Source organism: Actinomadura meridiana (assembly GCF_039537545.1).
Taxonomy (GTDB): domain Bacteria; phylum Actinomycetota; class Actinomycetes; order Streptosporangiales; family Streptosporangiaceae; genus Spirillospora; species Spirillospora meridiana.
On the sequence record NZ_BAABAS010000003.1, the window covers coordinates 262,249 to 274,058 of the forward strand.

7 protein-coding genes are annotated in these 11,810 nt (G+C 71.7%); 6 read left to right on the forward strand and 1 reads right to left on the reverse strand.

Annotated elements, in window-relative coordinates; genetic code table 11:
* Positions 1-19: 19 nt before the first annotated feature.
* The gene (locus tag ABD808_RS02720; protein WP_344889049.1) at positions 20-1,288 is read left to right on the forward strand and encodes a hypothetical protein; all 1,269 of its coding nucleotides are present in this window, start codon (positions 20-22) and stop codon (positions 1,286-1,288) included.
* Between the two features lie 96 nt (positions 1,289-1,384).
* Positions 1,385-3,022, forward strand: coding sequence for a CBM96 family carbohydrate-binding protein (locus ABD808_RS02725; protein ID WP_344889052.1), 1,638 nt, complete (start codon positions 1,385-1,387; stop codon positions 3,020-3,022).
* Positions 3,023-3,503: 481 nt separating this feature from the next.
* Here the strand turns inward: ABD808_RS02725 and ABD808_RS02730 are convergent, their stop codons facing one another.
* Positions 3,504-6,341 carry a PKD domain-containing protein gene (locus ABD808_RS02730; protein WP_344889055.1) on the reverse strand — a complete coding sequence of 946 codons (2,838 nt, stop codon included), beginning with the start codon at positions 6,339-6,341 and terminating at the stop codon, positions 3,504-3,506.
* Positions 6,342-6,742: 401 nt separating this feature from the next.
* On the opposite strand from ABD808_RS02730, the gene ABD808_RS02735 reads away from it, so the two are divergent.
* Genes ABD808_RS02735 through ABD808_RS02750 form a run of 4 tightly spaced genes read left to right on the forward strand, consistent with a single transcriptional unit; the run spans position 6,743 to position 11,800 of the window.
* Positions 6,743-8,209 carry a hypothetical protein gene (locus ABD808_RS02735; RefSeq protein WP_344889058.1) on the forward strand — a complete coding sequence of 489 codons (1,467 nt, stop codon included), beginning with the start codon at positions 6,743-6,745 and terminating at the stop codon, positions 8,207-8,209.
* Positions 8,206-9,441: a hypothetical protein gene (locus tag ABD808_RS02740; protein WP_344889060.1), complete on the forward strand. Its 1,236-nt coding sequence runs from the start codon at positions 8,206-8,208 to the stop codon at positions 9,439-9,441. The genes ABD808_RS02735 and ABD808_RS02740 overlap by 4 nt, the downstream gene beginning before the upstream one ends.
* Complete coding sequence (locus ABD808_RS02745) at positions 9,438-10,340, forward strand: sulfotransferase domain-containing protein (RefSeq protein ID WP_344889063.1); 903 nt, start codon at positions 9,438-9,440, stop codon at positions 10,338-10,340. The genes ABD808_RS02740 and ABD808_RS02745 overlap by 4 nt, the downstream gene beginning before the upstream one ends.
* Positions 10,337-11,800 carry a GumC domain-containing protein gene (locus ABD808_RS02750; protein ID WP_344889066.1) on the forward strand — a complete coding sequence of 488 codons (1,464 nt, stop codon included), beginning with the start codon at positions 10,337-10,339 and terminating at the stop codon, positions 11,798-11,800. The genes ABD808_RS02745 and ABD808_RS02750 overlap by 4 nt, the downstream gene beginning before the upstream one ends.
* The last annotated feature ends 10 nt before the right edge of the window (positions 11,801-11,810 follow it).

Sequence of the window (11,810 nt, forward strand, 5' to 3'; positions counted from 1 at the left end):
CGCATCCCGGAGCACTTTTATGCGCCCCTTCATCGCCTGCCTCACGGCCACCTCTCTAGCGGCGTTCGCCGTGACAGCCGCGACGGGTGCGGCCTCCGCCGACATCGCCCAGTCCAAGGTCGTCTCCGCCAATCCGGTGAGCAACACCCCGAATGTGCTGGACGGCACCGTCCGCGCCATCGCCGTCGTCGGAAACCTGGTGGTCGTCGGCGGCAACTTCGAACAGGTCCGCGAGGCCGGAAGCGGCAAGAAGACGCTGAAGCGGCACAACCTGTTCGCCTACGACATCCGTAACGGGAAGATCAGCACCGCCTTCGTCCCGAAGGTCGACGGCACCGTCCACGCGCTCCAGGTCGGCACGGGCGCCTGGGTCTACCTGGCCGGGACGTTCAAGACCGTCAACGGCCGCAAGACCGGCACCGTCGCCGCGCTCAAGACCACCACCAACCAGGTCCACACCGGCTTCAAGCCCAACGTGAACTACCGGGTGACGACCATGGTCCGGCGCGGCTCCCACCTCTACATCGGCGGCTCGTTCACCAAGGCGGGCGGCAAGTCCCGCGGCGCCGTCGCCCGGGTGGACGCGCTGACCGGAGTCGCCGACAACGCCTTCAACCTCAGCGTCACCAAGCCGCGCTCCGGCACGCTGAAGGTCTACAAGCTGGCGGTCGACCCGGCCGACAGCCGCCTGGTCATCAACGGAACGTTCACCGAGGTCAACGGGAAGCGCCGCCCCCAGATCGCGATGATCAACCTGGGCAAGAAGCCCGCGCTGTCGACCTGGGCGACCGAGAGCTACGCGGCGGCCTGCAACCTCAACGCCTTCGACACCTACATGCGCGGCATGGACTTCTCGCCCGACGGCAAGTACTTCACCGTCGTCACCACCGGCGGCCCGTACGGGCCCACGACGCTGTGCGACTCCGCCGCCCGCTGGGAGTCGTCCCGCACCGGAACCGGGCAGAAGCCCACCTGGGTCAACTGGACGGGCGGCGACACGCTGCTGTCCACCGCCGTCACCGGCGCCGCCGTCTACGTGGGCGGGCACCAGCGCTGGCTCGACAACCCGTACGGGCGCGACCGTCCCGGGCCCGGCGCGGTGTCGCGCCCCGGCATCGCCGCGCTCAACCCCACGACCGGCAAGGCCCTGTCGTGGAACCCGACGCGGACGCTCGGACACGGCGTCGAAGCGCTGGTCGCCAGCCCCAAGGGCCTCCTGGTCGGTAGCGACACCGACCAGCTCGGCCACGAGTACCACGGCCGCGTCGGAATGTTCCCGCTGAGCTGACCCCGCCGACCCCGCGCGCGGTGAGCGCGCTTCACATGCGAGAGATCGGGCCCTGGACGACGATGGGCCGAGACCTTCGAGAGGGAGGGGCGGTCCGTGAACGACGCTGACCCGTTCCGGGGTGGCCGGCACCGGCCCGACGCACGACGCTCACAGCCGGTCCCACCCGACCGGCGGCGCGCCCAGGCACGCGTCCAGGGACGCGGCCAGGGGCCTGCGCGGCGGCGTGGTCCGCGCGGACCACGCCCCTCCTTCTACTTCACCGCGGCGGGCACGGTCCTCGTGGTCGGCGGGTCCGCGTGCGCGATCGCGCTGACCAGCGGCGGCCTCGACCGTGACGCCCGCACTGCGGCCGCCGGGGACGGCTCCGTCGTCACGGCCGCCGCCGACACGTACGTGGTCAAGGAGATGCCCGACAAGGACTTCGGCGACGCCAAGAAGATCACGGCGTCGGTGTGGCCCTCCTGGCACACCGAGGCGTACATGGCGTTCGACGTCCCCGCCGGGACGCCCCGCGTCGCCGGGGCGCGCGTCGAGGTCAAGTTCGACCGTGCCGCGAACCGTCCACGACAGGTCGAGTTGCGCGCCCTGCCCGGTTCGTGGACGGAGGGCGGAACGTCCTGGAGCAACCGTCCCGCCACGGGCCAGGTCATCGCGACCGCCGACACCGGCAAGAACCGGATCTCCTTCGACGTCGGCTCCATCGTCACCGGCCCGGGCCGGTACGCCTTCGCCATCACCAACCAGAACTACTGGTCGGCGGCGTCCCTGCACTCGCGGGAGACCGGCGACGGCCCGCGCCTGGTGCTGAAGACCCACCGCGGCGAGAAGCCGACGCCGAGCCCGTCGCCGACCCGTACGCCGGAGTCGTCCAGCACGACGCTGCCCGAACCCGACCCGAAGCCCACCAAGGACAAGCCCGAGTCGCCCACGCTGCCCGGCACGTACGGCAGGACGCTGTGCGGCGTGTCCCTGAACCTCCAGTCCGGCGAGACGTTCCAGCACGCCCTCACGCGCATGGACGACCGGTACGACGGCCTGGAGACCGTCCGGCTGTTCTACCAGGGCGTCCCCCCGGCGTGGCCCGGCAAGCCGAACACCGGCAGCCGCCCGCCGATCATCTCGTTCAAGTTCGCGCCCAAGGACGTCCTGTCGGGCAAGTACGACAAGGCGATGACCAACTGGTTCGCCACCGCGCCGCGCGACCGCGACGTCTACTGGGTCTACTACCACGAGCCCGAGGACAACATCGCCGCCGGTGAGTTCACCGCCGCCGACTACCGCGCCGCCTGGCGCCGCCTGCGCTCCCTCGCCGACAAGGCCGACAACGCGCGGCTGCACGCCACCCTCGTCCTGATGAGCTGGAGCCTCGACCCGCTCTCCAAGCGCGACTGGCGCGACTACTACCCCGGCCGCGACGTCATCCAGGTGCTCGGCTGGGACACCTACAACCTCGGATCGAAGAAGGGCCGCTACGACAGCCCGTCCCTCATGTACGACCGCGTGGTCGCCACCAGCAAGGCCGAGGACCTGCCCTTCGGCATCGCCGAGACCGGCAGCTACCTCGTCGGCAACGACGACGGCACCAAGCGCGCCGCCTGGCTCCGCGCCACGAACTCGTACCTGAGCGCCCACAAGGCCCTCTGGGTCTCCTACTTCGACCTCGACTGGCACACCGGCGACTTCCGCCTCCTCGACTCCCACAGCCGCAAGGCCTGGCAGGACTTCTGCTAAGACCTCCTCAGCGGCCCGGTGGCCCCCACCCAGGGACCTCCGGGCCGCTGTGCGTACACCACACCGGGCTGTAGAAACGCACTGTGCGGCCTAATGACCACCGCCGCACACCAGCCCCAGGACACCCGGGGTGACGTACACGGGCCCGACGACCCTGCTCAGGGCGCGTCTCAGCGTGGGCCACACATAAACCATGGAGCGGGCTGGCGGGGCGTCTCGCGGACGCCGTGAGCGCGCCTGTGCGACGCGACGTCCTTGACTGTGACAGCGCCCCCAGCCGTCACGTGAGCGCGTTACCTGGCCGGGGAGGCGATGCCGAAGGCGAGCCTCCCCGGGCAGATCGCGAAGCGATGCAGCGCTCACACAAGCACGGTCAGGGGTACGAGCCGCCAGGCGAGTGCCCCTGACCGGGGTTGCGGTAAACACGACCGACCCCGGCCGCTGGGGGCGGCCGGGGTCGGTTTTCAGAGGGTTACAGGTGCTACTTGCGGGCGAGGACGATCGTCCACATCGCGGCGCGGCTGGCCGCGTTGGTGGTGGCGGTCTTGCCCGCGTAGGCGCCGGTGGCGATGGCGCCGTTGCTGTCGCCGATCAGCGCGGTGATGCGGCCGCCGCCGGAGCCGATGCCGGTCCCGCGGGTCTGCACACCGGCCGGTGCCGTCCAGCTGGTGGTGGTGGACGACTTGTCGGCCCAGTACGTCACCGCCCACGAACCGGCGGCCGCCGCGGTGGCGGACGGGGCGGTGTGGTCGGTCACCGAGCCGGGGTCGGCGCCCTTGGTCACCGCCGCGATCGGGTCGGTGGCGTTGGTGCCCGCGTAGGCCACCAGGCGGATGTCGGCCTTGGTGTAGCCGCTCAGCCCGATGTTGACCTGGGTGCCCGCGTCACCGGCCTGCGCGACCCGCTTCCAGAGGACGGAGGTGGCGCTGCCCGCGGTCTGCGTGCCGACCTGCGTCCACCCGGGCGGCGGGGTCGTCATGGTCGCGTCGCTGGCGTTGTAGGTCAGCACCATGATCATGCCGTCGCCGACCTGGACGGACGCCGGGACCTGCGCGTACGCGGTCTTGACGTTGGCGTTGCCGCCCGCGCCGCCGCGGAACCCGATGTTCGCCTGGTTGGTCGACACCGTGACGTTCTGCGTCTTGGTGGCCGTGCCGCCCCGGTTGTCGGTCACCGTCAGCTTGACGGCGTAGGTGTCGGCGCCGGTGTAGGTGTGCTGCGGCGAGACACCGGTGGCGGTGCCGCCGTCGCCGAAGTCCCAGGCGTAGGACGCGATGGACCCGTCCGCGTCGGCCGAGGCGGCCGCGTTGAACGTGCAGTCGAGGGCGTCGCAGTTGCTGGTGAACGCGGCGGTCGGCGCCTCGTTCGGGGTGCCGGAGTAGAGGAAGACGGCCCGGCCGCGCCAGTCGTCGGAGTTGACCTGGGTCGGGCTGCCGGACGGGACGCCCGCCTCGGAGAAGTCGGCCCGGTAGAGACCGCCGTTGCTGTTGTTGACGAAGTACAGGTGCCCGTCGTCGACGAACATCCCGCCGACGCTGGCCCAGCTCAGCCCGGGGAGGTTGCCGACGGCGGTCTGCTCCAGCGCGCCGACGACGTTGCTCTCGGGGTTGAACGTCCGGTAGTAGAGCGCGGAGGTGCCCCGCGTGTAGTAGATCCGGCCCTTGGAGAAGAACATGCCGGTGATCGCGGAGACCTGGCCGTGCCACGTCGACATGGTGACGAGCTGGTCGGCCGTGTTGATCACGGTGGCCGCGCCGAGCGTGCCGCCGTTGTACGTGCGGCGGCGGAACTGGCCGTCCGACCCGCCGTAGAACAGCTCACCGTTGATCATGAACGCGCCCCGGGCGGTGCGCCAGTCGGCGCCCGCGGTGTCGTCGTTCGTGACGGCTCCGGCGGTGGTGCCGTTGAGCGAGCGGTGCTTGAGGTAGTTGGTGGCGCCGCCGCCGATGCCGCCCGCGTAGTAGACGTTTCCGGGCAGTTCGCCGGTGTGGTAGGCCGGGATCGTCGTCCCGCCGGTGAGCGGCATGAGCGCGAGCTTCTGGTGCGTCTCGCCGCCGATGTTGTCGGTGTCGCTGCCGACCCACAGGCCCTCGTCGGTGGCGAGCATGTCGAACACGCCGACGCCCTTGTCGCGGCCGGGGTTCCAGCTGAACGGCAGGCCGCTCATCGGGTCGAGCGCGACGATGCCCTCGCGGGCGACGGCGCCCTGGCCGGGACGGTCACCGGCGAACGGGTTGTTGGCCCAGCGGAAGTGGCCGCCGGTGTAGACGGCGGTGTCGGTGATCTCGACGGCGTAGGTGGTGTCGCCGCCGGTGTAGTTGACCCAGGTGGGCTGCTGGCCGCCGCCGGTCGCGGCGGTCTCCCAGCGGGACTGGGTGTCGCACAGCTTGGCCGAGCCGCCGTAGGCGCCGGTGGTCGTCACGACGAAGAACTTGCCGTCGGGCGAGAACTCCACGTCGCGCATGTAGGTGTCGAACGACTGGGAGCACTGGTCGCCGTAGCGGGTGGTGTCCCAGTTCGCGAGCTGCGCGGACTGGCCGGAGAGGTCCAGCATGACGATCTGGCGGCGGGTGTTGCCGGAGACCGAGTTGAAGTTGCCGACGCCGACGAGCTTGGAGCCGTCGGGGCTGATGTCCATCTTGTAGACCTGGGTGACGCCGTCACCGGTCTGCGTGCCCGCGAAGCTCAGGTTGACGAAGTCGTCGCGGGCGCCGGTCTGCGGGTTCAGGGTCGCGAGGGCGGGCCGCGCGGAGCCGCCCGCGGTGGCGAACGTCCCGGCGACGTAGAGGCGGCCACCGGCGAGGCGCAGGTCACGGACCCGGGCGTCGAGGTTCGGCTGGAAGGCCGTGATCGGCGCGCCGGTCTGGGCGTTGATGCGGGCGAGCACGAAGTGGCGGACGCCGTTGATCTCGCTGAAGTTGCCGCCGACGTAGATCGACTGGCCGTCCGGGGCGGGCAGCAGCACGCTGGCCTCGCCCTTGTTCAGGCTCGGCGTGAACGTCGTGTCGATCGCACCGGTGCTCGCGTTGAAGGCGAACAGCCGGTTGCGGGTCAGCGTGGGCTTGTTCGACCCCGCCTCCTTCACCTGGGTGAAGGAACCGCCCACGTAGATCTTTCCGCCGATCTTGATGATCGACTTGACCTCGCCGTCGATGACGTTCGGCGTGTTGTTCGCCGGGTCCGCGCCGACCACGCGGCCGTGGCCGGGCTCGGATCCTCGCTGATCGGCGTGCGCCGGGATCGCGACGGTCGTCCCCGTCAGCGTGCCCAGCACCATCGCAGCCCCGACAGCGAGGCTCCCCCACCTGCGTCTGCCCATCGACCCCTCCGTGCAATGTAGAAACAAACCAGTCGTAACGTGCGCGTATGGGTGACCGGCGCCGGGTAAGCGTAGCCAGTGCGCCACGAGCACCGACGACCAGGTCATTAACTTTTCGGTATCAAACGTCGAATGACATAATGATCCGGTCGTTTCGGGACATGTCCGGCTCTCAACGGGCACGCTCCGTGTGCGCCGCGAGGTACGCTGCGCACCTCGGAAGGACGCCTCCCCAGCGCCCATGGACGACCGGAAGAGCTGGCCGGAGTCGGCCATCGTCCGATGTCGCCGCTGGCAGCGAGGCGGACGTCCTCCACGAGGCGACGGCGGGCCCGGCTCGGGCCGCGCGGTCCGCGCACCCGACGGTGCGGACAGGGGAACGGAGCGTTTGATTGGCCGGGATGCGAGGGATCGCGGGGAACACGCCCCTCGCGGCGCCGCGGTTGCTGCCGTGGCGGCCGCGACCTGGCTGGCCGCTCAGCGTCGCGTTCCTCGGCTTCCCGATCTGGTGGATCCTCGGCCTCGCCAACGTGGTCCTGCTGGTCATGACCGTGCCGATGGCGGCGACGCTGTGGCGCAGGCGCGGCACCCTGGTCGCGCCCAGCGGGTTCGCCGCCTGGCTGTTCTTCCTGGTCTGGGTCGTGCTCGGCCTGCTGACGCTGTGGGCGGACGCCCCTCTCGCCGAGCCCGGCGGCGGGTTCAGCAGGCTGCTCGTCTACGGCTGGCGGCTCGCCTGGTACGTCTCGTTCACCGTCGTCCTGCTGTACATCGGCAACCTGTCGGAGCGCGACCTGCCGTCCAGCCGGATCGCCAGGCTGCTCGGCTACATGTTCATCGTGACGACGGCGGGCGGCCTGATCGGGTCGTTCTTCCCGTCGATCCAGCTCACCTCGCCGGTCGAGATGATGTTGCCGCACGGGCTCGCGGGCAACTCCTTCGTCCGCGACATCGTGCATCCGAAGGTCGCCGACATCGAGTCGATCCTCGGGTTCGAGCAGTCCCGGCCGATGGCGCCGTTCGCCTACGCCAACACCTGGGGCGCCGCCTACGCCTTCTTCCTGCCGTACTTCCTGCTGACCTGGGTGGTGCGGGCGCGGACGCGGCGCCGGATCTTCGGGTTCGTCGTCCTCGCCGCGTCGCTGTGGCCGGTCGTGTACTCGCTGAACCGGGGCCTGTGGGGCGCGCTCGGCGCGATCGGGCTGTTCGGGGTGGTCAAGCTGCTCCAGGTCGGCGGGCCCCGGGTGCTCGCCTGGACGGCCGGGATCGCGGCGGCCGGGGCGATCGTCGTGGCGCTGTCGCCGCTGCCGGGCCTCGTCCAGGACCGGCTGGACAACCCGCACAGCAACAACCGGCGCACGCTCCTCGCCGAGGAGACGACGCGCAGCGCCCTGTCCGGGTCGCCGATCGTCGGGTTCGGCTCCACCCGCAACGTGCAGGGCGACCTCGGCTCGGTCGCGGGCGGCGACAAGATCGGCTGCAAGGCGTGCGGGTCCCCGCCGCTCGGCACGCAGGGCCATCTGTGGCTGCTGCTGTTCGCCAACGGCCTGGTCGGGACGATCGCCTTCTGCGTGTTCTTCGCCGTCCGGTTCTTCCGACATTGGCGAGATCGCGGCGACTACTCGCTGGCGGGCTGCGCCGTGCTGATCGCCTGCACGCTCTTCCTGATCACCTACGACATGGTGGAGGTACCGCTGTACACGGTGATGATCGCGGTCGCGCTGATGTGGCGGTCCGTGCGGGAGGCGCGCGGCGGCCCGGCGCTCCGCCCGCTCGCCCGCGCCCTCACCGCCCCCTCGCCCTCCGGTAACGGGGCCACCGCCAACGGGGCGCTCACCAACGGGGCCCTCACGAACGGGGCGTCCCGATGAGCGAGGCGACGACGGAGCGGGAACAGGTGCGCGACGCCTGGATCGAGGCGGTCCGGACGCTGTGGCCGGACGCGCGGGTCGAGTCCGTCGCCCCCGGCCAGTCCGACGGCGCCCGCCGCGAGCTGGCGTTCCTGCCGAACGCCGACCGGCCGCGCCTGCTGGTGCCCGCCGGGCTGCCGGGCGCGGCGGCGAGCGCGCTGCGCCGCTACAGCGACGACCTCGGCGCCAAGCAGCGCGTGTCGCGGGCCCTCACCGCGACGGCCGTCCGCACCGGCCTGCCGGAACGGGCCCTGAAGGACCGCCTGCGCGTCACCGGCGGCGGCCCCTCCATCGAGGACCGGCTGGCCGAACTGCTGGGCCGTCCGGTCGTGGTCAGCGTCGGCCTGGGCAGCGCCCGGGCCAACCGCAAGCCGATCCTGCACGTCCTGTCGCCGCGCGGCGAGCCCGTCGCGTTCGTCAAGGTCGGCGACACCGGCACCGCCCGCGACCTGCTCGCCGGGGAGGCGGAGGCGCTCACCTACCTGGCCGAACGCCAGATCGACGGGCCGTCGGCCAGGCTGCACGTCCCACGGCTCCTGCACCACGGGACGTGGGGGCCGCTCGACCTGCTCGTCCTGGAGCCGCTGCCCACCAGCGCCCGTGGCGGCCTCCGTCGCGGCGACGCGCCCGTCGCCGAGATGCGGGCGCTGTTCGAGGTCGGCGGCGTCCAGCAGACCCCGCTGCGCGACAGTTCCTTCTGGAACGCGCTGACGGCGAGCGTCGCCGAGGTCCTGGACGAGTCGCAGCGCCTCCGCTTCGGCGAGGTCATCGAGGACATGGGCAAGGCGCACGGCGACCTCACCTTCGACTTCGGGGCCTGGCACGGCGACTGGACGCCGTGGAACATGGCCTGGCACCGGGGAGTCCTCCGCCTGTGGGACTGGGAACGGTTCGCCACCGGCGTCCCGAACGGGTTGGACCTGCTTCACTACCGCTTGCAGCAGGCCCAGCGGACGGCGGGGAACGCGGAGCCGTACGCGACCTGGCCCACCGCCGCGTCCACCCTGCTGGAGCCGCTCGGGCTGACGGGTGTCGCCGCGGACGCGACCGTCCGCCTCTACCTGATGGAACTGTGCCGCCGCTACCTGCTGGCAGCCCAGGAGCCCATCGGCGGGCCACTGCGCGCCGACACCGAGCGGCTGCTGACCCTCGTCCACACCAATCCCGCCCTGACCGCTGGGAGGAACCCGTGATCTCACGCCGCGACGCCCCCCAGTGGGTCAAGGAGGCCGGACGGGCCGCCACCCGGGCCGGTGGACGGCTGACCTCGGGCGCCCGGATGCTGCCGGACTTCCTGATGGTCGGGACGCAGCGCGGCGGCACGACGTCGCTGTTCCGGGCGCTGGCGGCGCACCCGGCGGTCGTCCCGCCGAACTTCCACAAGGGCGTGCACTACTTCGACGTCAACTACCCGCGCGGCCTCGGCTGGTACCGGGGGCACTTCCCCGTCCGTGCGCTCGCCGGACGCAACGCCGGGACGGGCCAGGACGGAAACACCGCCCGGCCACAGGCGTTCGAGTCCGCCGGGTACTACATGCACCACCCCCTCGCCCCGGAACGGATCGCCCGCGACCTCCCCGGCGTGAAGCTGATCGTGCTGCTCCGCGACCCGGTGATCCGCGCGTACTCCGCGCACAAGCACGAACTCGCCCGCGGCTTCGAGACGGAGGAGTTCGAGCGGGCGCTGGACCTGGAGCCCGAGCGGATCGCCGGTGAGATCGAGAAGATCAGGGCCGACCCGGCGTACGTGAGCCACTCCCACCGCCACCACTCCTACCTGGACCGCGGCCAGTACGCCGACCAGATCGAGCACCTGTTCGAGCTGTTCGGACGCGACCGGGTCCTGGTCCGGTACGCGGAGGACTTCTTCTCCGAGCCGGAGCCCTGCTACGACTCGATCCTGGAGTTCCTCGGCCTGCCGCAGTGGCGGCCCCCCTCGTTCGAGCGGCACAACGCCCGACCGGGCTCACCGCTGCCCGACCACCTGCTGCGCCGCCTGTCGGAGCACTACGCCCCCTGGGACGACAAGCTCGCCGCGCTGCTCGGCGCCGAGCCCGCGTGGCGACGACCAGAGCGGTCCACAGTGCGATGAGCAAGCGGACCCTCGGCCCGTCCAGCGTGCAGGCGGAACCGCCGCTCGCGCCGGACTCGATCCCCGTCACCCGGTACGCCGGGGCCGTCCGGCGGCACCTGACCGCGCTCGTGGTCGCGGTGCTGCTCGGCTGCGGGCTGGGCGGTGCGAAGATCGTGCTGACCCCGGCGACGTACACGGCGCGGATCGCGGTGCTGGCGCCGCCGGTCGCGCTGCATCCGGGCATCGACCCCGGATCGGCGATCGACACCGTCACCCGGAACCCCCGGGAGACGACGATGGACACCGAGGCGCAGCTCGTCTGGTCCGACCACGTCCTGGCCACGCTCTCGACCTATCCCGGATTCAAGGCCCCCGCGAGCGAACTCCGCGAGCGCATCGGCCTGACGGTGCCTGCCAACACGCACGTGCTCACCATCGCCGTGCGGGCCAGGACACCGGCGAATGCGCAAAAGGGCGCGCAGGTCGTCGCCGACGCCTACCTGGGCCTGCGCCAGCAGATCCTGGGCCAGGTCCAGGACCGCAACCGTGAGGCGCTCGAACAGAACCTCGTGCTGCTGAGGACGCAGCTGGCCGCGCTGCCGGGCAACGCGACCGAGCTGCTCCGGCTCAAGACCCGCACCCGCCGCCAGGAGATCGTGAAGCAGATCCAGGACGTGCAGCGGCAGATCTCCGCCCTGAAGAGCAAGGCCGAACAGCCCGGCGAGGTGCTGCGGGCCCCCCTGCTGCCCGAGCGGCGCGACGATCCGGGACGCGATGTCGCGATCGCCTCCGGCGTCGGCGTCGGGCTGCTGTGCTGGCTCTCGTTCGTCCTGCTGCGCGAGACGCGGCCGCGGCGCATCCGGCGGCCCGCCGACGTCCGGCTGCACAGCCGGCTGCCGATCATGGTGGAGGCGGCGACGCTGGGCGGCGGGCACCGCGAGGTCTGCCGGCGGTTGCGGAACCTGGTCTTCGACACCGAGGCCACCACCGTGCTGGTCACCGGGGTGCCGGGCACCGCGGGCACCGACCTCGCCTACGAGCTGGCCGAGCTGTGCACCGAGGGCGGCTCGCCGACGACCGTGCTGCGCATCGCCGGGGAGAGCGAGCCGCGCCGTCCCGCCCCCGAGGACCGGACGTTCGGCGTCCGCCTGGTGCGCAGCGACGACGACCGGCAGCTCACCCGGGCGGTCGACCGGGCGGGCCGCGAATCGCGCATCGTGGTCATCACCACACCCGACATCAACGGCGCCGACACGATCGCCGCGGCCGCCGCCAGCGACCTGGTGCTGGTCACGGTGGAACGCGGCCGCGCACTGGACCGCGAGGTCGCGCGCGGGGTACTGGCCCTCGACCAGGCCGCCAACCCCGCGTGGGGCATCGTGCTGACGTCGCCCGGCCCGAGTGGTCCGCCGCCCCGGGCCCCGCGACGCACCCCCGATCGGACACCGCAACGAGCGACCGCTCCCGGACGAGGTTGAGATGAACGGA

What these genes read in the sequence shown, in the direction of transcription:
- ABD808_RS02720 (WP_344889049.1), top strand. Translation starts at nt 20, where the DNA reads ATGCGCCCCTTCATCGCCTGCCTCACGGCCACCTCTCTAGCGGCGTTC.
- ABD808_RS02730 (WP_344889055.1), bottom strand. Translation starts at nt 6,341, where the DNA reads ATGGGCAGACGCAGGTGGGGGAGCCTCGCTGTCGGGGCTGCGATGGTG.
- ABD808_RS02735 (WP_344889058.1), top strand. Translation starts at nt 6,743, where the DNA reads ATGCGAGGGATCGCGGGGAACACGCCCCTCGCGGCGCCGCGGTTGCTG.
- ABD808_RS02740 (WP_344889060.1), top strand. Translation starts at nt 8,206, where the DNA reads ATGAGCGAGGCGACGACGGAGCGGGAACAGGTGCGCGACGCCTGGATC.
- ABD808_RS02750 (WP_344889066.1), top strand. Translation starts at nt 10,337, where the DNA reads ATGAGCAAGCGGACCCTCGGCCCGTCCAGCGTGCAGGCGGAACCGCCG.